Genomic DNA, 20,931 nt, shown 5'->3' on the forward strand with positions numbered 1-20,931 from the left:
TTAGATTCCTGACCGGCTTTCCGATCTGGTGCGGCCGAGCCGCGCCAGTCGCGCAACATCGTGTGATCATCAGATGACGAGCGCTGCCTTGTCTTCGCTCCCGGCGGTCCGCGCTTCATACTGGCGAATCAGGGGCAGCACGTGGTGACAGAATCGCCGCATCTCTCCACGCGTCGGCCAGCCGGACAGGATGAATTCGCTGACACCGGCCTGCTTGTATTCGAGCAGATACCGTGCGACCTCGTCGTAGCTGCCCACCACACACAGGGCCGGGCCTCCGCGATAGGCGACGGCGCCCGTCCACAGCATCGGTGACAACCAGCCACCGGACGCCTGCTCGGCAAGATCGAACGACTTTTTCACCGCCTCCGAATCGCACGTCTTCACGAATGCCTGAACCTGCTGACGATGGGCTTCATCCGAGTTCGCCATCATGGCGGCCACTTCTGCATGTGCCTCTTCCCGCGTTTCGCGAGCCAGCACGTGCATGCGGATGCCGACGCTGCGCCCGGCCTCCAGGAGCTCACGAGCAGCGACCGCGATGCCCTCCGGCGTGTCGCCGTAACGCAGCCAGCAGTCCCCCGATTCGATGGTGATGCGCTTGGCCAACGCGGACGCGCCGCTCAGATAGATTCGCGGTCGCTCGCCGTCCTTGAATGGCAGGCCGAGGCGCGCGCCGTCGAACCGGTAGTGGGTGCCTTCATGCGACACCGGCGTCTCGCCGCGCCAGAACCGATGCAGCACACCGAGATATTCGGACGTGCGCTCGTAGCGCGCGTCGTGCGCCAGATAGTCGCCGTAGTACGCCTGTTCCTCCGGAGAAATGCCGGCGACGATGTTCAGCGAGATCCGTTTGTTCGACATCCACGACAGCGTATTGACTGCCTGCGCGAATAGCGTCGGCGGCAGCAGTCCCGGGCGATAGGCCAGCATGAACGACAGTCTGCGCGTCTCGCGCGCGAGTGCGCCGATCAGCGGCAACGGCTCCGGCAGATGAAAACCGATTCCCATCAGCAGCGTATCGATCTGCATGTCCTCCGCTTCCTGCGCAAAGTCCACCAGACCGTCGAGATCGAGTTCATTCGCGAGGTCCCGCTCGGACGCCTTAGTATTGCCCGCTCCGCGCGGCGCGCACCAATGAATCTTCAGGGGTTGAAATACCCGCATCGTCGCCTCTCCCGATAGTCGAATCCGGCCTGTTGCCGTAGTGACCTTCAGCTTAGGAGTCGAGCAACGAATCGAGCAAGCCCGCACCGCGCCGACGAAGAAACTTTGACGGCACACCAATTTTTTGATCCATCGCTGACATTTACCGGCCGCAATAAGTTCTCACGAATGCGCTGCGATCCGTCGCGCTCGCCTACTCTCGTCAACACGTCGAGGCCGATATCGAAGACGTATCGCGATTCCGCACGAATATGCGCCGGCCGACATTCCCGTGTGTCATTGCTGTTGCATCCGTTCTCGCATCACCGCCCTCCGGCGCGACACGACGCGGCCGGCGACGGTCACGAATGTTCATCGAAGAAAATGGAGCCACGCTGATGTTGAACCTGAGAAACAAACGCGTCGTCGTCTTCGCCGAGGGCTGCTTCGGCCCTGTGACAAGCAAGGTGGCGACCTCTTACCTGCGCTATCGCCACAGCGAATGCGTCGCCGTCGTCGACAGCCGTTGTGCCGGAAAGGACGTGGGCGAGGTACTCGGATACGGCCACGGCATCCCGGTGCTCGACTCGCTGGAATCGGCATTGCAGTTCGATCCGGACATTTTCCTGATCGGTGTGGGCCTGTTCTCCAACGCATTGCCCGATGCATGGCGCGCGCAGATAGCGCTCGCACTCGCCCGCGGGCTCGACGTCGTCAGCGGTCTGCATTTCCGAATTGCGACCGATCCTGATTTCGCCGCACTTGCGTCGGAATCCGGCGCACGGATCTGGGATACGAAAGAGCCGCCCGATACGCTCGCGACCAGTGAAGGCAAGCTCGACGCGCTCGATCGCTTCATCGTCCATACCGTCGGCACCGATTGCCGGGTTGGCAAGAAAACCACCGCCATCGAGATCGCGGAAGCTGCACGACGACGAGGCATCAACGCAGGTTTCGTCGCTACCGGCCAGAGCGGTATCTATATTAGCGGCGCCGGTGTCGCGATCGATGCCGTCCCGTCCGACTTCGTCGCGGGTGTCACCGAATCGCTCGTACTCGAATCGGCGCGTCACCACGACTGGATCGTCGTCGAGGGACAGGGATCGATTTCCCATCCCGCCTACAGCGGCGTCACGCTGGGCCTGCTTCACGGTGCCATGCCGCAGGCCCTCGTGCTGTGCCACGAGGCGGGCCTTGCACATCACAAGGGCTGGGCGCATGCGCCGCTGCGTCCGCTACCCGAACTCGTCACGCTGTATGAACAGCTTGGCTCGTTTCTGCGACCGGCGAAGGTGGTCGGCGTCAGCGTCCATACAGGTGCGCTTCCGGCCGAGCAAGCCGCGCGCGCCATCGAGGAGATCGAATGGGAAACGGGCCTGCCTGCCGTCGACGTCATCCGCTCGGGTGCTGACCGACTCGTGGACGCACTGAGCGTCCACGACCGGACCCTTCAACGCCTGGCGGCCTGACCGGCCGCCGGCTTTCGTCGTCCCGCCTGCATCGTCGCGTCATCGTCAAACACAGGAAGCGATTCAAATGACCGAACAGTCCAGCCTGCTCCATGTCGACCCCATCCGCTCGCTCAAGGGTTACGCCGTCACCCCTTCGTCCAAGCCCGAGACCCAGCGCGCGATACTCGCCGCGACGCTCGCCGACGGTACGTCGATCGTCCACAACGATCTGCGCTGTGTCGAGACGAGCGCGATGAAGCAAGCATGCCGCTCACTCGGCGCGCGTATCGACGAACACGACGGATACCTCGAGATCCGCGGTGTCGGCCGCGCGCTGCATCTGGGCCAGCGCGTCGTCGACGCGATCGGCTCGGGGCTCGTGTTTCGCACGTTCACCGCGTTGACGAGTTTCGCCGACTCGCCTGCCATCATCACCGGCGACGCCATTCTGCGCACGCGGGTGATGAAGCCGTTGTTCGACGCACTCGAGGAACTCGGCGCGCGTATCGAATGCATCGGCGAAGCCGGCAAGGCGCCGGTCGTCAACTGGGGAGGCGGGTTGCGCGGCGGACGCTGCACGGTCCCTGGCAACGTAAGTTCGCAGTTCATCACCGCAATCCTGTTCGCCGCGCCGCTCGCCGACCAGCCGGTCGAAATCGCGATCGAAGGCGAATTGCTGTCGATTTCCTACATCCGCCAGACGATCGCGACGTTGCGCCATTCGGGAATCCAGGTCGACGTCACCGACGACTTCTCGCTGATCCGCGTCCAGCCGGGCAACTATCAAGCCGCGGAGTACCGGATCGGCGGGGACTACACATCGTCGTCGTACCTGATCGGCGCCGCCGCGCTGTTCCCCGGCACCTTCGTGCTGGGCAACCTCGGCAGCGAGAGCCTGCAGGGCGAGCGCGCAATCATCGATGTCGTACAGGCGCTCGGCTTCTCCGTCCATTTCGACGACACGCGCAATGAGCTGACGCTCGTCAATTCCCACTCCCAGCTCACCGGCGACTACGAATTCGACGCCAGCGATTTCCCGAACATCGTACCGACGCTCGCCGCGATCGGCGCCTACGTGAAAGGAACGTTCCGCGTGGTCGGCGGCTCGATCACGCGGCTGCACAAGTCGCCTCGCATCAAGGCGATGGTTAGCGAGCTGGGCAAGATGGGCGTCGACATCAAGGGCCTCTTCAAGGACGGCGTCTACGACGGCTTCGAGATCCGCGGCACCGGCGAGCCGTATCCGGGCGGCGTCGACCTGTCGAGCTGGGGCGACCACCGGATCTTCATGTCGCTGTTCATCGCATCGCTGCGTGCGCGCCAGCCGAACCGGCTCGAGGGTTACCGCGACGTGAACTGCTCGTTCCCCGACTTCTTCACGCAGTTCGAGCATCTCGGTGCCGCCTATCGCGAAGTCGGGACCGGCGCGTCGCACGACGACGAGCGTTCGCTACTGCAGGCGGTCTGATCCCAACGGAGAATTGTCATGCTTACCAACCAGCAACTGGCGTTCTATGCGGAACATGGTTATCTCGTGATCGAAAAACTCTTCGATACCGACGAGGTTGTTCGCTCGCTCGCCGCGATCGACACGCTGCTGTCGCCCGCCAATCCCGAGAAGCCGTATGAATTCGAACCCGAGGACGGCGCAACCGTGCGCCGGATCTGGTCGCCGACGCAAAAGCATCCCGCATTCAAGGACATGGCGACTGCCCCGCGCCTGCTCGACTGCATCGAAGGGCTGATTGGCAAGAACGTGCTGTTCCACTACAGCAAGCTCAACATGAAGGGACCGAAAGTCGGCAGTGTCGTCGAATGGCACCAGGACTTCTCCTACTATCCGCACACCAACGCCGATCTCGTCACCGCGCTGATCTTTCTCGACGATGCAAGCGAAGCGAACGGCTGCCTGCGCGTCGTACCCGGGTCGCACCGGCGCGGCCTGCTGTCACACGAGGTCGATGGATTCTTCCGCGGCAAGGTCCACGACGTCGATGAAGCTCGGGCGGTCAGCATCGAGGTGCCAGCCGGCAGCGTCCTGTTCCTGCACTGCCTGACGCTCCATGCATCGGCGCGCAACGTATCGCAGCTGCCGCGCCGCACGTTCCTGCCCGCCTATCGGGCGGCCGATGCATTCCCGATTTACTTCGGACCGCACGCCGCACACAACGAACCGGGTGTCGAACTGTTGCGTGGACAACGTTCGAAAGTCGCGCGGGTCGACCAGGGCACGCATCTGCTGCCGCTCGCCGAACGCGAATTCGGGTCCCTGTACGAGGTGCAGGAAGGTTCTCACCTGCGCAAGGCACTGACGACCATGAAAACGTCCGGCTACGCAGTGACGGCAGCCTCGGGACGCTGAACACGGGAGATCCGATGGACTGGAACGCCTTTTTGGTTCCGGCGCTGCGCGGGCTTGCTCCGTACCGGCCGGGCATCACCGAGGAAAAACTGCGAGCAGAGCGAGGCTTGCACGATATCCACAAGTTCTCGAGCAACGAGTCGCCGTTCCCGCCGCCGCCCGGAGTGCTCGCCGCGATGCAACGCGCGCTCGATCAATCGAACCGCTATCCGGACAGCGGCGCGCTGCTCGACAAGCTTGCCCGGCACCAGCGGGTTCCGGCCGACATGCTGGCGCTCGGAAACGGCTCGATCGACGTCATCGCATCGCTGGTCCAGGCGTTCGTTCCGGCCGACCGCAACGTCGTGCTGTCCGAGTACGGCTACTGTGCGTATCCGCCGTTCGTCACCACCCAGAGCGCTGCGCTGCGCATCGCGGCAAGCGGGCCGGATTTCGGTCACGACGTCGATCGACTACTCGAACAGGTCGACTCGAACACGCGCATGCTGATCGTTGACAGTCCGACTAACCTATCCGGCCGCTCGCTCACGGCCGCGCAACTTGAGCATCTGATCGCACAGCTCCCGTCCAACGTGCTGCTCGTGCTCGACGAGGCCTACGCGGAATTCGCGGACGACGACGCGCCGCGCGATACCGGGCAGTTGCCGCTATCGCATCCGAACGTCGTCGTCACGCGCACATTCTCGAAAGCATACGGTCTCGCGGGGTTGCGCATCGGATACGCAATCGCCGCTGCGGGCCTGATCGACGCACTGTCGCGGATCCGACCGCCCTTTCCGGTCAGCCGCGTCGCGTTGGCGGGCGCCACGGCGGCGCTCGACGACGAAGCGCATCTGGCCCGTGTGGTCGAGACGACCGCGCGAGGCCGGGCACGTCTCGCTGCTGACCTGCGCACGCTCGGCGCGACGGTCGTCGACAGTTCCGCCAATTTCGTGCTCGCCGACTTCGGTCCGCACGCGGCGCATATCTACGATGCGCTGCTGTCGCACGGCTTCATCACGCGGCAGATGTCTGCCTATCGACTGCCGACGCATCTGCGCATCGCGATCGGCACGCCGGACGAGATCGACCGGTTGGTCGATCTCGTGCGTCGACTCGTCGGGGCACGGACCGGATCGGACGCCAATGGAGTACTCGCATGAACATTCTCATCATCAACAATCTCGCGCAATTCCCGGGCACCGGGCGGTGGGATTTCGACCTGGTGCGCTACGACGAATTCGTCGATCACAGGCAGCATCGGGTCAGCTATCTCGTCAACCGTCGCGGCCGCTCCGCCGTGACCGCCTCTGCCGACAGCTACCGGCTCTATGAGCTCGACCGGCTGGACGACATCGCCGCCTACCGCACGGTCATCGCCGAAATCGTCGGCGCGAGCGGCCCGATCGACCGACTCATCGTCTTTTCGGAGTCGCTTCAGGATCTGGCCGCGCAATTGCGCGCCGAGTTCGATATTCCAGGCAAGAAGCCGGATGAGAACCGGCTGGGACGCGACAAGCTATTGATGAAGCAGAAGGTTCAGGAAGCCGGGCTGCGCACGCCGCGCTACCGGTCCGTGACGTCGACGGAGGTGAGCAGCGCACTCACGTTTGCCGAACATACGGGCTACCCGCTGATCCTGAAGCCGATCGACGGCCAGTCGAGCCACGGTGTGCAGAAAATCTGCGATGCGGTGCAACTGCGCACCGCGATCGCCAACCTGCCGTCCGGCGGCGAGTGGGATCTTGAGGAGTTCGTGGCCGGTACGTTGATGCACGTCGACGGACTCGTCGATCGAAACGGTAACGTAACGCTCGTCGTACCGTCTCGCTACGTCAACACCTGCCTCGATTTCACGGCCGGAGCACCGCTCGGCGCGATCATGCTGGAGCCAGGCACCGCGCTGCACGCCTACGTATCGAAGTTTGCGACTCAATGCGTGACGGCGATCGGACTGCGCGCGTGCCCGTTTCACCTGGAACTCTTCCATACCACCGACGACGAGCTGGTTTTTCTGGAGGTCGGTGCCCGCGTCGGCGGTGCCGACGTGCCGTCGATGATTCACCGCGCGACCGGCATCAACCTGTTTCGCGAGTGGGTCAACATGAGTCTCGACCAACCCGCACAGCTGTATGCACCGACCGGGTCGGTGGGGGCGTGGCTGATGTTCCCGCGGCCGACCTGCCTGCCGCAGCGCGTGCGATCCGTCACGCGGTTCGACGGACGGCTCGACAGTCTGTATCGGCAGCTGGTACCGAACGACGGACAGCTGATCGAGCACGAGGATGGCTATTGCTCGCTCCAGTCCGGCCGCTTTCTGTTCGACTCGCCCTCCGGTACGCAGGTCGCGCGCGATGTCGCGCACGTGCTGGAAGCCTTCCGCATCGAAACCACCCAACCGTGAGCTCCGGATCATGAGTACGCCCGCCCTGCTTCTTTTCGCGCATCAGGCCCGCTCTTACGCAGCGCTGGTTCGCACATATACGGAGCGCCTGGGCATCGCGCTCGTCATCCTCAGTTCGCGCGCTCGCGATTCGCGCGACCTCGAACAGATTTCCGCCGTGGGTGCCGCCCGGCTCTGGCACGTCGACGACGATTATCTGAACGATGTGCACGTCGAGGAGACGATGGCGGAGGCACGGGCCGAGGGCTTCGCGATCGTCGCGACGCTCGCCACATTCGAAGGCTACCGATTACTGATGGCGCGCGCCAATCGCCTGCTGGGCGCCACGGATGCCGATCCCGACGCGCTGCGCGTCTGTATGGACAAATTGCAGTGCCGCACGCAACTCAACGAGCTCGGCCTGAGCGGCGCACGCACCACGCTGCTCGACCATGAGACGCTCCCCGCGCTGCTTGCGAGCGGTCGATCATTGTTCATCAAACCACGTCGCGGCGCCGGTTCGTTCGCCTGCTTCCGGCTCGATGCCGGCTTGACGCTTGCCCGCCTCGACGCGCTGCGCGAGCAGATGCGTGCCGACCTTGCGTTTCGGGCGATCTTCGACGGGCAGTTCGATTTCATCGCCGAGGATTACATCCGCGGCGACGAGTATAGCTTCGAAGTCATCGCGGCCGATGCCCGCAGCTACGTCATCGGCGTACACGCGAAATACCTCGACGACGCCACCGGCACGACGCTCGAGATGGGCAACTCGCTGCCAGCACCCGCCCTGTCCGACGCGCAGCAGCGCGAAGGCGAGCAGTTCATCGAGCAATGCCTCGCCGCACTGCGCCTCAGCGACGGGTGCTACCACATCGAGACCCGCTTCGACGGGCGAGCCGGCCGGTGGGACATCATCGAGATCAACGCTCGCATGGGCGGCGCCCTGATCAATCAGAGCGTCGGCGTGTTCACCGGCGGCATCTCGATGCTGGAGCTTTGGGTGCAAGCACTCTGTACCGAACGAACCGCCGCCGGCGCGTGGCACCGGCGCCTGGACGCGCTGCGCGAAAGCACGCGGCGGCGGGCGGGCACGCTCAGCGACGGCACCGTGTTCTTCAGCCGATACGGCGAACGCAATCGCACGCTCGAAGTGCTGTCGATCGACCGGCTGACGCCCGCGCCGGACATCGTCGACATGCCGGTCCGGCCTCACACCCGTCTACCCGATTCCGAACGCGGCATCTTCATCCTGAACGCGCTTTGGAAGGTGCCCGTGTCCGACATCGCGACCCAGGTGCGCGCGCTCTCGGCGATGCTCGACGCGCAGCTCGTCGTTCGCTATTCCGACTCAGCAGTTACCGATGCAGAACCCACACCCCAGGAGAAATCATGAATCGCGTCCAGCATTGCGGCATCGACCATCCGATTCCCTTCTACTCGCTCGCAGACGGCGAAGCTGTCCGTAATCGACTCGATCGCTATCTCGACAAGAAAATGGCCGAATGGGCGGCAACCGTCCCCTACGCGAGCCATCTCGAAGGCAGCAAGCTCGATAGCCAGTGGTATCGCCGTCATACCATCGAGCACGTCTGGCGCATTCGTCTCAGCCGCTCCGCGCACGCCAAGGCTCTCCACGCGATCACGAAGATCTCTCCCGAGGCCGCGCAGCTGTATGCGGAATACCAGGCCGAGGAAATGAATCACGACACGCTGTTCAGGCAAGACTGCAAGGCACTCGGCGTAACCGACGAGGAGTTGTACGCGACCGAGCCATTCCTCGCGACGAGGCTGCTGCAGGGGTTTTTCTACTTCATCGCCGAACACGAGCATCCGATCGGCGTGGTCGCGTCCAGCTACCTGGTCGAATACACGACCGCGAAGCTCACGCCCCGCCAGATCAAGTCGATGAAGGAGACGCTCGGTGAGGACAAGATCAAGGGGCAACTCGCGCACATCAATACGGACGTCGGAGACGATCACGCGGGCGAGATGTGGCGCATCCTGCGCTACCTGATTCGCGAGGAGGCGGACGTCGACAAAGTGCTGCGCTATTTCGACGACATCCAGACCATTCTCGCGCTGTATTTCCGCGAGCTCTTCGAGGCCACAGTCGGCCACCGCGCGGCAGCCTGAGCCACTTTCGACGGAGCGGACATGCATACAGTCATCATCAGCACGACCGGCGAATCGTTCGCGCTGCCGCACGACGCGTATCTGTCGGACGCGGCGGAGCTTCAACTGGGCGGACTGACCTTCGGATGCCGCGCGGGAATGTGCGGCATTTGCGTGATCGAGGTACTGGCGGGCATGGACAATCTTTCGCATCCCGAAGACAAGGAAAGCACGTTTCTCGAATGGCTCGGTCACGACCACGGCGACAAGCGTCTTGCATGCCAGTGCCGGCTGCGCGGCGACGTAACGATTCGTCAGTGTTGAGGTCTTGATCGCCATGTTCGATATCGTGATGCTGTCGGGCAGTCCCACCGAGCCGTCGCGCAGTCGGCACCTCCTCCGCATTGCGTCGGAGCGGCTGACTGCGCGCGGCCACCGGGTGCAGTGCATCGACATCCGGCATCTGCCGGCTGGTGCTCTGCTTCATGCCGACTGGAACGATCCCGCCATTCAGGCGGCGCTCGAGGCCGTGCAGCACGCGGCCGCCGTCATCGTCGCGACGCCGCTCTACAAAGCGTCCTATTCCGGTTTATTCAAGGCCTTCCTCGACCTGCTGCCGCAGGCGGCTTTCGCAAACAAGCCGGTGCTGCCGTTCGCGACCGGCGGCAGTCTCGCCCATCTGCTTGCACTCGACTATGCACTCAAACCGGTGCTCACCGCGCTCGGCGCGCGGCACGTGCTCGACAACGTGTTCGCCACCGAAGCCGACATCGCGCGCGTCGACGGCGAATACCGGATCGCAGCGCCGCTCGCGCAGCGCTTGCACGGCGCGGTGGAATCGCTGATGCACGTGCTCGACGAACGTGCGGCGCTTACCCGTCTCGGCACTCTCGCGGCGAGCGAACGAACGGAGATAGCCGTCAACCCGTAGCGGCGCAGTCGACGGATTCGCACATGCGAGCCGGTGTTACCGCTTCATGCACGTGCTCGCTCATCCCGACTCGCTCGCGGTCGTCCGCGGCCAGAACCTCGCGCGCGCGATTGACCAGTTCCTCGGACAGCGTCTCGCAGACCGGGGGGGCCGCGCGCCATCGATGCCAGTACAACGGCACAGGAAGCGGCATGTCGTGTCGCACGTCGACGAGCCGGCCGTCTTCGAGAAACGGCAGCACCGTCTGCTCCGGCAGCATGCCGTATCCCAGGCCGGACTGGATCGTCTTGAGCTGCGACGCGATCGACGGCAGCAAGTTTCTTCGATAGCGGCCGACGCTCACGCCGAATGCCGCCTCGAAATACCGTTCGAGCAGCGCCGTGCGTCTGCCGACCTCGACCGCCGGAGCCAACGATGCAGCGTGGAGATTGAAGCCTTTCTCGAAATGGCGCTCGATGAAGGCCGAACTCGCGACACATCGATAGATCATTGCGCCGAGCGGTACGGCAATGCAGCCCTGGACTGGCCTCGACACCGTCGACACGCTGCCGATGATTTCACCACGCGCCAGCGCCGGAAAGGCCGGGTCCGCATCGTCGACAACGACTTCCAGTTCGAGCACGTTGCGCTCGATAATCCGGTGCGCGACCCGGCCGAACCATGCATCGATTGAATACGCATCGACGCCGACCGCGAGTTGCATGCCGCCCCGATTGCCGCGACGGTCGATCTGGCTGAACGTATCGGCTTCGAGCAGACGCACCGCCGTGGTGTGCTTGAACAGAACTTCGCCCACCGGCGTCAGTGCCAGCGGCTTGCTGCGGACCAGCAGGGCCGCCGCCAATGCATCCTCCAGCGCCTTGATGCGTTGCGAGATGGCGGCCCTCGTAATATTCAGCCGTTCCGCCGCACGCTCGAAACTCCTCGTTTCGACGACGACGGCAAAAGCTTCGAGTTGTTGTCGATCTAGCACTGAAATCCCCTACCAAACTTCAAGCAAGTGATCCGTCCGCTCAACAGCGCGCGCGGGACGAAGGATTGCCCTCTCGTATCGCGCACGAAGAGGGGTTGAGCACCGCGCACTTGCCGTTTCGCCGCGATGCGGCACGACGACCCGTCATGCCGGGGATTAATCCAGCGGACTTTCCGTTTACCGAGGACGATCTCCGGCGATTCGACAAGGAGGCGGTAAGCCAACCTCAAATGGGATTAAGAATATTTATTTGATGAGTAACCTGCATAATTTCAAGTCACGGAGCCCATCTTACGTCTTTTTAAAAATCGTATTCACTGGCAGTTTTAACAGCTCGCTCGAAGGCTAATGCCAAAGCAGGTTATATCCAGAATGAAGATGTTTCAATCGCACGACAACCGATTTCCGCTTTAATTGGAAACAATGCTCAATCCACGCGCCGCCAGACGGAAATCGGCACATCGCCATTCGGTCGCGGCGTTACGCGATAACTCAATTCATTCCCTTTCAATTCGTAATTCCTTTTCTGTTCCTGTCCTACCCAATTCGGGAACGACGAGTTTTTGATGTGAAACGTCAGCGTGCCCTCTGCCGGATCGATCGTGATTGAACCGTAATGCGTGCTTGATCCCAGCACTGCATCTCGATACTCGTCGGGCGTGCCCTTGCTTTTGTCATTCGACGAAAAGCGCGGCCGTTCCGATTTGAAGATCTGCAGCGAATAATTTCCGCTCGTGTCGATCAACAGCAAGCCCTTCGGATCGGCACCATAGTCGCGGCCACGCGTCCCATCGGGATGTTGAACGTCGGCGGCGACGAGTGTCCAGGTACCTGCGAGCGACGGCGCAGCGGACGCGCCGGCCGGAATGATCGATGCGGCCAGTAGCAAGCCAGGGATACCTTGTCTGAATATCGAACCGATGTTCATGGTCACTCCTTAGATGAAAGATTTGAAAGACACACCGCCTATATCGGCAACGGAATCCGCATCCATCCCCGTCGGGGGAGATGGTCGAGTTGATGGTAGCTGCGAAAATGTGCGATAAATACGATAATTCGAAACGGACCCATAAGAGAAACGACATCATGACCGTTCCTAATCTCGACATGGACGCGCTGCGCACACTGCTCGCTGCCGACCGGCTCGGCAGCCTCAATCGCGCCGCGGACCGGATCGGCCGCTCGCAATCCGCGGTCAGCCAGCAGATGCGCAAGCTCGAAACGCAGATCGGCCAGCCGCTATTTCGTCGCCAGGGGCGCGGCCTCGTCCCGACGGAGGCGGGTGATCTGATGTTGTCGTATGCACGCCGCATCCTGGAATTGAATGACGAGGCCGTGCAAGCGATCCGCGGCTCGGCGATCGAAGGCGCGGTTCGCTTTGGTCTGCCCGGAGACTTCGCCGAATCGTGGCTGCCCACCGCGCTCGGCCAGTTCAAACGCACACATCCTGCGGTGCGCGTGGAAATCGTGGTCGAACGCAACGGACAATTGCTCGAGCGGCTCGACGCAGGCGAACTTGACGTCGTGCTCGCGATGGGTGCCGAAAGCCGTGCCGACGCCGAGCACCTAATCACCCTGCCGATGGCGTGGATCGGGCCGGCCGGCCTCGACATCCGTCCGCCATCCGGCAAGCCGCTCGATCTTGCGCTGTACAAGTCGCCCTGCATGTTCCGCAAGGCCGGCACGAGCGCGCTGGACAACGCAGGTATCCCGTGGCGACTTGCCTATACGACAGGCAGCCTGCAAAGCCTGTGGGCGGGCGTCGCGGGCGGGCTGGGGATCACGCTGAGGACGATGGCCGGCGTCCCGCCGACGCTACGCCGGCTGGGCGAACGGGACGGCCTGCCGCCGCTGCCGTCGGTCGAGCTGTGCATCCACTCGGGCGATCTCGACGCGTCGGCGGCGCTCGTCAGTCTGAAGCGCGTCGTGGTCGACAATCTGATCGCGAATCTTGCCGATGCACGACGTGCCGCGTAGCGCGATCGCAACCCTAGCCCACAAAACCGTGCCACTTGGACCAGCAGGTCATGTCATGAAGCGGCTCAGTCGCGGCGCGGCACCAACAACCTGTCGCACCGCGACTGCAACCACCGCCCATAAGGCGCGCAGCAGCCCCGTTCCACGCTCCGCCCCAGCGACTCCCCAACAGCCTATCGCTTGTTTTCGCCGAATACAGGCTACGATTTGTATCTTGCAAATACATTCGATAGACTGTATTTACCCATTACAAGCGATCGCCTGTCATTCCGCGGAGAGCCCATGGCATTCCCTGTCCAGACCTTGCCCCAATTGCGCCCGATCCTCGTCGGCTTCCGAAAGGCAGCTGGGCTCACGCAGGCGCAACTCGCGGCCCGCCTCGGCGTCACGCAGCAGTCGTACGCGCAGCTCGAGGCCAATCCCTCGGCAGTCAGTATGGAACGGCTTTTCAAGGTGCTGAATGTGCTCGGCGTGCGCGTGACGCTCGAGCCCGGCGACGCTGCGGCGCCCGCACCTTCCGCGTCCGCGCCCGAGCAGACATCGCCGCCGTCTCGGCGTAGCTCGTCCGGCTCGTCAAACCGGTCCGCTCAGCCCGCCCCGGCGCCGGCCGCCGCGAAAGCCACGCGTGCGGCCACGCGCAAGCAGCCTGCCGCGGCCGCACCGCGCAAAGCGCGTGACGCCGGCCGCGAGGACTGGTGACGATGGTTCGCCGCCCCCGCCACGACCGTCTCGACCTGTGGATGAACGGCATTCCGGTCGGTTATTGGGAAATTCGACGCGGCGTCGAACGCCTCGTCTACCTGCCCACCTGGATCGACGATCCGCAGGGCCGGCCGTTGTCCCTGTCGCTGCCATTCACGCCGGGCAACCAGCCGCATCAGGGCGCGACCGTCGCCGACTACTTCGACAACCTGCTGCCCGACAGCCAGCCGATCCGCCGCCGCATCGCGCAGCGTTATCGGCTGGCGTCCACGGCGCCGTTCGAACTGCTCGCGTCGATCGGCCGTGACTGCGTCGGCGCGCTGCAATTGCTGCCGCCCGACGAGACGCCGCTGGACCTCGAATCGATCGACGGCACGGTGCTCGACGAAGCGGCCGTGGCCGGCGTGCTGCGCGACGCGACCGCCGCGCCGCTGCCGGGCCATGCCGAATCGGGCGACGAACTGCGCCTGTCGATCGCCGGCGCGCAGGAAAAAACCGCGCTGCTGCGTCACGGCAACCGCTGGATGCTGCCGTCGGGCAGCACGCCCACCACTCATATCTTCAAGCTGCCGCTGGGCCGCGTCGGCAACATGCAGGCCGACATGCGGACGTCGGTCGAAAATGAATGGCTGTGCTCGAAGATCGTCGCCGCTTACGGCTTGCCGGTGGCCGCCTGCGACATCGGCCGGTTCGACGATCAGAAGGCGCTGGTGGTCGAGCGCTTCGATCGCAGACCGTCCCGCAACCGCACATGGATCCTGCGGCTGCCGCAAGAGGACATGTGCCAGGCTACCGGCACGCCGTCGGGCATGAAATACGAATCCGACGGCGGTCCGGGCATCGCGGCGATCATGGGCATCCTCGCGAATTCCGCCGCCGCGCAGGACCGGATGAACTTCTTCGTCACGCAGCTGGTGTTCTGGGTACTCGCGGCCATCGACGGCCACGCGAAGAACTTCAGCATCGCGCACTTGCCGGGGAACACGTATCGCAGCACGCCGCTGTACGACGTGTTGTCCGCGCATCCGATCATCGGGACGCGCCGCAACCAGCTGTCGCCGCGGCGCGCACGGCTCGCGATGGCCGTGTGCGGGAAGAATCGCCATTACGTGATCGGCGACATCCGGCCGCGTCACTGGATCGCGCAAGGCAGCCGCGTCGGGCTGACCGAGGACGACGTGCGCGCAGCCATGGCCGACGTGGCGGCACGCACGGAAGCGGTGATCACCGACGTCGCGTCGCACATTCCGGCGGATTTCCCGATGGATGTGGCCGACGCGATCTTCGACGGGATGCGCGCTCAGGCGCGCAAGCTGCAGGCGGCCGACTAGGCCGCCTGCACACCACGCAGCGTGCGCAGAATGCGGCCGCACCCGTGGTCCGCACGATAGTCGCCGCCGTGCTCATGCAGCTGCGTGCCCGGCACGGAGCCCGTCGTACTCGATCCTGCGCTCCGCCGAGCGGCGATCGGGACCACGGCCGCCACTGCGCAACCGCACGACCGGCGCCCGACCAATGCAATGCGCGAACGGCTCGAAGCGGCATGCCGCCGCGTACTCGCGTCCGGCACTCGCTGAAAGCACCGCCGCGGCTGCCGCCCTGCTTGCGGCGGCCGCGCTTAAGCAATCCGCCGTACCGCTCAGCCGGCGTCGCGGGCGCGCGCCAGCGCGGCGAGGTTTCCTTCGCCGAACCCGTGATGCCCCTGACGCTGCACGATCTCGAAGAAGATCTCGCCGGGCCGGCGTTTGACGAAGGTCTGGAAGAACAGGCGCGGCACGCCGTCGGCGCCGATTTCGCCGTCGACCAGCACCGCGCAGCGGCGCAACGCGTCGAGATCGACGCCGTGCCCCGGCAGTCGCGCATCGACTTCGTCGTAATAGCGCGCCGGCGGCTCGACGAATTCGACGCCGTTCGCGCGCAGCGCATCGACGCTCGCGACGATATCGTCGGTCGCGAGCGCGATGTGCTGCACGCCCTCACCGGGATGATCGGGCAGATACGCGTGCATCAGCTCGGTGCGGCGCGTGCCCTCCTCGTAGACCGGAATCCGCACCGCGCCGCAGGGCGACACCATCACGCGCGATTCCTCCGACACGTGCCAGTGCGCGTCGATCTCGTGGATTTCGCGGAAGTGCAGCAGGTCGTGGTAGAAGTCGAGCCACTCGCGCATGCGCCCCGCGCCGACCGTCTGCGTGAAGTGGTCGACCTGTTGCAGCCCGGTGCCCTCGCAGTGGAGATCGGCGTGCGCGGTCGCGATGTCGATCGGCCGGAAATCGATGTCGAAGATCGAGATATCGCCCACGCCGCCGCGCTGACCGTCGCGCCCGCGCCAGCGATCGACGAAGTACAGGTGCGAATCGCCGATGCCCTGGATCGCCGGAATCTTCAGTTCGCCGACGCCGACCCGCTCGCCCTCGAACGCCCACGCCCCCAGCTCGATCGCCCGCTCGAACGCACGCCGGGCGCTTGCCACGCGCAGCCCGATCGCGCACACGCCCATCCCGTACTCCTCCGCATAGCGAGCGGCGAATGAATCGGGCTCCGCATTGATCAGGAACTGCATCTGTCCTTGCCGGTACAGTGTGACGTTCTTGCTGACATGGCGCGCGACAGCCTTGAACCCGAGTTGCTCGAAGCGCTGCGCGAGCGCGTCCGGCACCGGCGCCGCGAACTCGACGAATTCGAGTCCGGCCATCCCGAGCGGATTGGCGGCCGGATCGGCAACGGGCGGCGTATCGCTGGACAGTGGGTGAGAATTGCCGGGCATTCCAGTCTCCGGAGGCATGCGGTCGGTGAGTACGCCCGACCTGCGCGGCGCCCGCCGGCCGATGCGACGGCCGAGGTCCGCCCGAGTCGGGCAAGGTTTCGATGGTCGAGATTTTAACCAGATCGTTCACGGCGGCACACCCCGGCCGTTCGGCCAGCCGGTGGCGCGTCTAGTGCAAACCCGCAAAGCGTCCGATAATCGCACATCGAAGAACGATAATCGCGCAAATCTCCCGATCGGCCAATTGCCGTCGTGCGGCGCGCGCCCTATTCTCGGTTCACCCAATCATCTCAATGCAGCATCGGACGCGGCGCCGCCGCGAATCACGATGCGCGATGCCAGGAGACACCGTCGTGACCCCAACTTTCGACACCCTCGACACCGCTGCCGGCGAGCGCGCCCGCAGCCAGGCCCGCAAGGCGGCGATCGGCAGCTTTGTCGGCGCCGTCGTCGACTGGTACGACTTCCTGCTGTATGGAATCGTCGCCGCGCTGGTCTTCAATTCCGCGTTCTTCCCGAAGGTCAGCCCGACGATGGGCACGCTCGCGGCGTTCGCGACCTTCGGCGTCGGCTTCCTGTTCCGCCCGCTCGGCGGCGTCGTGTTCGGCCATTACGGCGACCGGCTCGGCCGCAAGCGGATGCTGGTGCTCACCGTGATGCTGATGGGGCTGTCGACCGTCGCGATCGGCCTGCTGCCCGGCTTCGCGACGATCGGCTGGTGGGCGCCGGTGCTGCTCGTGACGATGCGCGCGATCCAGGGCTTCGCGGTCGGCGGCGAATGGGGCGGCGCGGCGCTGATGGCCGTCGAAAGCGCGCCGAAGCAGAAGAAGGCGTTCTACAGCAGCGGCGTGCAGGTCGGCTACGGCGTCGGGCTGGTGCTGGCCACGGGCATCGTGTCGATCCTGAGCCACACGCTCGGCGACGCCGCGTTCAAGTCGTGGGGCTGGCGGCTGCCGTTCCTGTTCAGCATCGTGCTGGTGCTGGTCGGACTGTGGGTGCGCAAGAGCATGGACGAGTCGCAGGAGTTCGTCGAGAAGGTCGAGCACGGCAACCGCAAGCTGCGTCTGCCGGTGCTCGAAGCGCTGACGCGCCATCCGAAGGCGTTCCTGCTGATCGTCGCGCTGCGGCTGGCCGAGCTGTTCACGATGTACATCGTCACCGCGTTCGCGCTCAGCTATTCGACGTCGAACCTCGGCATGTCGCGCGACCTGTTCCTGAACATCGGCCTGCTGGTCGGCACGGTGAGCTGCGTGACGATCCCGAGCTTCGCGTGGCTCGCCGATCGCTTCGGCCTGCGCCGCATCTATCTGACCGGCGCGCTGATCGGGCTCGCATCGGCGGTGCCGTTCTTCGTCGCGCTGGAGTCGCGCTCGGTCGCGTGGATCGTCGTGTTCTCGATCCTGCTCGCCAATGCCGCGCACGACATGGTGGTCAGCGTCCAGCAGCCGCTCTTCACCGAGCTGTTCGGCGCCGAGTACCGCTACAGCGGCGCGGGCGTCGGCTACCAGTTCGCGAGCGTCGTCGGCGGCGGCTTCACGCCGTTCATCGCGGTGGCGCTGGTCAGCTTCGCGGGCGGCGCGTGGCATCTCGTGGCCGGCTATCTCGCCGTGGGTTGCCTGATCTCGCTGGTCGTCGCCGCGCGGATGCGGGTCGCCCAATGACGCCATGAGCGTCATGGCCGGCCCGGCATCGGCCGGCCATATGGGCCCGGCCATGCGCGGCGCGGCGCCCGGCCGACCTGCAGCCGCGCGTCGCGCCTGCAGCCAACGTCAAACACGGTCAAGCCCCCCACGCGCACGCCCCTTTTCCGTGCCGAACATTCCACGCCGGTCGCCGACCAATGGCATCATATGGGCCTACGTCAGTCACCGATACGCCCCCATATCATGTCGAATCTCATCGTCCACGGCGGCACCCCGCTGCGCGGGGACATCAAGCCGTCCGCGAACAAGAACGCCGTCCTTCCGATCCTGTGCGCCACCCTGTTGACCGATCAGCCGCTGCGTCTCGTCGGTGTGCCGGACATCACCGACGTGCGCAAGATCCTCGACATCTTCCGCACGCTCGGCAGCGACGTGTCGGTCGACTTCGCGACGGGCATCCTCGAGCTGCACCACCGCAACACGACGTTCGATCCGGCCGTCCACCGGCTGCCGGAGGCGATGCGCTCGTCGATCATGCTGATTCCGCCGCTGCTTGCGCGCTTCGGCGTCGCGCGGCTCGAAAACGACGTGAAGGGCTGCACGCTCGGCGTGCGCGAAATCGACCCGCACGTCGAGGTGTTCGAGCGCTTCGGCGCGCACATCGAGCGCACGCCCGATTCGCTGATCGTCCGCGCCGACGGCCCGTTGACGGCCAACGATCATTGGCTCGACTACGCATCGGTGACGACCACCGAAAACTTCGCGCTGTGCGCGACGGCGGCCAGCGGCACCTCCACGCTGATGAACGCGGCGTCGGAGCCGCACGTGCAGGAGTTCTGCCAGTTCCTCGCGATGATCGGCGTCGCGATCGACGGGCTCGGCACCTCGCGGCTGTGCGTGACGGGCGGCGGCAAGCTCGGCGGCGGCGAGTTCCGTTTCGCCGAGGACTTCCACGAGATCGCGACGTTCCTCGCGCTCGGCGCGATCACCGGCGGCGACATCACGGTGCGCAATTCGTCGCCCGAGCATTTCCCGCTGATCGACCGCACCTTCGCGAAGTTCGGCGTGACCGTCACGCACCGCGACGGCTGGTCGCGCGCGGAACGCGACGGCCCGCTGCGCGTGCGGCGTCCGTTTACGCAGAACATCCTCACGAAGGTCGAAGCCGCGCCGTGGCCGTACCTGCCGGTCGACCTGCTGCCGATCTTCATCGCGCTCGGCGTGCGCGCCGAAGGCAGCGCGATGTTCTGGAACAAGGTCTACGACGGCGCGCTCGGCTGGTCCGGCGAGCTGTCGAAGTTCGGCGCGCACGTGCTGCTGTCGGACCCGCACCGGCTCATCACGTTCGGTGGGCTGGCGCTGACGCCGGCGCGCGTCGAAAGCCCGTACATCATCCGCGTCGCGATCGCGCTGCTGATGGTGGCCGCGAGCATCGAAGGCCGTTCGGAAATCATGAACGCGCTGCCGATCCGTCGTGCCCATCCGCACTTCGTCGAAAACCTGCGTTCGGTCGGCGCGAACGTCGAGTGGACGAGCAGCGAGTAACGGCATCCCGGATGCGGCGCACGCCGCATCCGATGCTTCGTGCCCATCCCGCCGCGTCGCTGCGGCGTCCTCCATCGCAAGCCGTCGACCGCATCGACCGCCTCGCCTCCCAGCCGCGCATTCGCACGATGATCGCCCGTCCAGGCGCGGCGACCGCACGCGCCCCACTCCGCCCTCGACGATGAAAAAGCCCGAACTCGACCGACGCGACTGGATTGCCGGCCTGGAAAAAGGCCTGATGATCCTGGAGGCGTTCGACAGTCAGCATGCACGGATGACGCCCACCCAGGCCGCCGCGCGCACCGGCCTCACGCGTACGGCCGCGCGCCGCTACCTGCTGACGCTCGAATCGCTCGGCTACGTGTACACCGACGGCAAGCTCTACGGGCTGACGCCGCGCGTGCTGCGGGTCGGCTGGTCGTACTTCGACTCGGCACGCCTGCCGCGCATGGTGCAGCCGTATCTGCAGCAACTGAGCGCGTCGCTGAACGAATCGGCGTACGTGAGCGTGCTCGACGGCTGGGAACTCGTGTTCATCGCCCGCAACGGCGTGTCGCGCGTGATGACGACCGGCTTCGTGCTCGGCGCGCGCGTGCCGGCGCCGCTGACGTCGCCGGGCGTCGTGCTGCTCGCCCATCATCCCGACCGCGAGGCCGTGCGCGCGTGGCTCGACGGCACCGAACTGGCGCCGTTCACGCCGCACACGATCACGAACAAGGCGCGCCTGCTCGAACAGGTCGACCACGCGCGCGACGCGGGCTTCGCGGTGATCGAGCAGCAATTGCAGGTGGGCGTGCGCGGCATCGCGGTGCCGCTGAAGAATCGTCACGGCGAAGTGGTCGCCGCATTGAGCACCAACATGCCGATCGCCGGCGAATCGACCGACGCGGCGGTGCGGCGCGTGCTTCCGCATCTGCAGGAAACGGCGCTCGCGATGCTCAACGTGCTGTAGCGGCGCGC

At 65.0% G+C, this 20,931-nt stretch carries 19 protein-coding genes; 15 read left to right on the forward strand and 4 right to left on the reverse strand.

What is annotated here, in order from left to right; all coding sequences use genetic code 11:
- Positions 1–69: 69 nt before the first annotated feature.
- The gene (locus MYA_RS20565) at positions 70–1,167 is read right to left on the reverse strand and encodes an LLM class flavin-dependent oxidoreductase (RefSeq protein ID WP_034193542.1); all 1,098 of its coding nucleotides are present in this window, start codon (positions 1,165–1,167) and stop codon (positions 70–72) included.
- Positions 1,168–1,514: 347 nt separating this feature from the next.
- On the opposite strand from MYA_RS20565, the gene MYA_RS20570 reads away from it, so the two are divergent.
- The 9 genes from MYA_RS20570 (at position 1,515) to ssuE (ending at position 10,364) form a co-directional block, all read left to right on the forward strand.
- The gene (locus MYA_RS20570) at positions 1,515–2,615 is read left to right on the forward strand and encodes a DUF1611 domain-containing protein (RefSeq protein ID WP_014724886.1); all 1,101 of its coding nucleotides are present in this window, start codon (positions 1,515–1,517) and stop codon (positions 2,613–2,615) included.
- Between the two features lie 67 nt (positions 2,616–2,682).
- Positions 2,683–4,065 (forward strand): 3-phosphoshikimate 1-carboxyvinyltransferase, encoded by a 1,383-nt coding sequence (gene aroA, locus MYA_RS20575; protein WP_014724887.1) that lies wholly within the window; start codon positions 2,683–2,685, stop codon positions 4,063–4,065.
- An 18-nt stretch (positions 4,066–4,083) separates the two neighbouring features.
- Complete coding sequence (locus MYA_RS20580) at positions 4,084–4,959, forward strand: phytanoyl-CoA dioxygenase family protein (protein WP_011882218.1); 876 nt, start codon at positions 4,084–4,086, stop codon at positions 4,957–4,959.
- A 14-nt stretch (positions 4,960–4,973) separates the two neighbouring features.
- Positions 4,974–6,101, forward strand: a complete 1,128-nt coding sequence (hisC, locus tag MYA_RS20585) for a histidinol-phosphate transaminase (RefSeq protein WP_014724888.1) — start codon at positions 4,974–4,976, stop codon at positions 6,099–6,101.
- Positions 6,098–7,342 carry an ATP-grasp domain-containing protein gene (locus MYA_RS20590; protein WP_011882216.1) on the forward strand — a complete coding sequence of 415 codons (1,245 nt, stop codon included), beginning with the start codon at positions 6,098–6,100 and terminating at the stop codon, positions 7,340–7,342. The genes hisC and MYA_RS20590 overlap by 4 nt, the downstream gene beginning before the upstream one ends.
- Before the next feature lie 10 nt (positions 7,343–7,352).
- Positions 7,353–8,714, forward strand: a complete 1,362-nt coding sequence (locus tag MYA_RS20595; RefSeq protein WP_041494135.1) for an ATP-grasp domain-containing protein — start codon at positions 7,353–7,355, stop codon at positions 8,712–8,714.
- Positions 8,711–9,454: an iron-containing redox enzyme family protein gene (locus MYA_RS20600; RefSeq protein ID WP_011882214.1), complete on the forward strand. Its 744-nt coding sequence runs from the start codon at positions 8,711–8,713 to the stop codon at positions 9,452–9,454. Before MYA_RS20595 ends, MYA_RS20600 begins: the two co-directional genes overlap by 4 nt.
- Before the next feature lie 21 nt (positions 9,455–9,475).
- Complete coding sequence (locus tag MYA_RS20605; RefSeq protein ID WP_011882213.1) at positions 9,476–9,757, forward strand: 2Fe-2S iron-sulfur cluster-binding protein; 282 nt, start codon at positions 9,476–9,478, stop codon at positions 9,755–9,757.
- Positions 9,758–9,770: 13 nt separating this feature from the next.
- Positions 9,771–10,364: an NADPH-dependent FMN reductase gene (gene ssuE / locus MYA_RS20610; RefSeq protein WP_011882212.1), complete on the forward strand. Its 594-nt coding sequence runs from the start codon at positions 9,771–9,773 to the stop codon at positions 10,362–10,364.
- Here the strand turns inward: ssuE and MYA_RS20615 are convergent.
- A complete protein-coding gene (locus tag MYA_RS20615; RefSeq protein ID WP_014724891.1) occupies positions 10,354–11,337 on the reverse strand; it encodes an HTH-type transcriptional regulator ArgP in 984 nt (327 codons plus the stop codon). The genes ssuE and MYA_RS20615 overlap by 11 nt on opposite strands.
- Before the next feature lie 427 nt (positions 11,338–11,764).
- Positions 11,765–12,265 (reverse strand): lipocalin-like domain-containing protein, encoded by a 501-nt coding sequence (locus tag MYA_RS20620; RefSeq protein ID WP_014724892.1) that lies wholly within the window; start codon positions 12,263–12,265, stop codon positions 11,765–11,767.
- A 158-nt stretch (positions 12,266–12,423) separates the two neighbouring features.
- Between MYA_RS20620 and MYA_RS20625 the strand changes: the two genes are divergently transcribed.
- The 3 genes from MYA_RS20625 (at position 12,424) to MYA_RS20635 (ending at position 15,347) form a co-directional block, all read left to right on the forward strand.
- Positions 12,424–13,314 carry a LysR substrate-binding domain-containing protein gene (locus MYA_RS20625; protein ID WP_014724893.1) on the forward strand — a complete coding sequence of 297 codons (891 nt, stop codon included), beginning with the start codon at positions 12,424–12,426 and terminating at the stop codon, positions 13,312–13,314.
- A 282-nt stretch (positions 13,315–13,596) separates the two neighbouring features.
- On the forward strand, positions 13,597–14,013 hold the full coding sequence (locus tag MYA_RS20630) for a helix-turn-helix domain-containing protein (protein WP_014724894.1): 417 nt from the start codon (positions 13,597–13,599) through the stop codon (positions 14,011–14,013).
- Between the two features lie 2 nt (positions 14,014–14,015).
- Positions 14,016–15,347 carry a type II toxin-antitoxin system HipA family toxin gene (locus tag MYA_RS20635; protein WP_014724895.1) on the forward strand — a complete coding sequence of 444 codons (1,332 nt, stop codon included), beginning with the start codon at positions 14,016–14,018 and terminating at the stop codon, positions 15,345–15,347.
- Between the two features lie 308 nt (positions 15,348–15,655).
- Here MYA_RS20635 and MYA_RS20640 read toward each other — a convergent pair whose 3' ends face one another.
- Positions 15,656–16,783 (reverse strand): 4-hydroxyphenylpyruvate dioxygenase family protein, encoded by a 1,128-nt coding sequence (locus tag MYA_RS20640; protein WP_014724896.1) that lies wholly within the window; start codon positions 16,781–16,783, stop codon positions 15,656–15,658.
- A gap of 353 nt (positions 16,784–17,136) precedes the next feature.
- Here MYA_RS20640 and shiA point away from each other — a divergent pair, with 353 nt between their 5' ends.
- The 3 genes from shiA to MYA_RS20655 all read left to right on the forward strand — a co-directional run bounded on the left by shiA (position 17,137) and on the right by MYA_RS20655 (position 20,923).
- Complete coding sequence (shiA, locus tag MYA_RS20645; protein WP_014724897.1) at positions 17,137–18,444, forward strand: shikimate transporter; 1,308 nt, start codon at positions 17,137–17,139, stop codon at positions 18,442–18,444.
- Positions 18,445–18,669: 225 nt separating this feature from the next.
- Complete coding sequence (locus MYA_RS20650) at positions 18,670–19,971, forward strand: UDP-N-acetylglucosamine 1-carboxyvinyltransferase (protein WP_014724898.1); 1,302 nt, start codon at positions 18,670–18,672, stop codon at positions 19,969–19,971.
- 181 nt (positions 19,972–20,152) lie between these two features.
- Positions 20,153–20,923 carry an IclR family transcriptional regulator domain-containing protein gene (locus tag MYA_RS20655; RefSeq protein ID WP_011882203.1) on the forward strand — a complete coding sequence of 257 codons (771 nt, stop codon included), beginning with the start codon at positions 20,153–20,155 and terminating at the stop codon, positions 20,921–20,923.
- Positions 20,924–20,931: the final 8 nt, after the last annotated feature.

Source organism: Burkholderia sp. KJ006 (genome assembly GCF_000262695.1).
In the GTDB taxonomy this organism is placed as follows: Bacteria; Pseudomonadota; Gammaproteobacteria; order Burkholderiales; family Burkholderiaceae; genus Burkholderia; species Burkholderia vietnamiensis.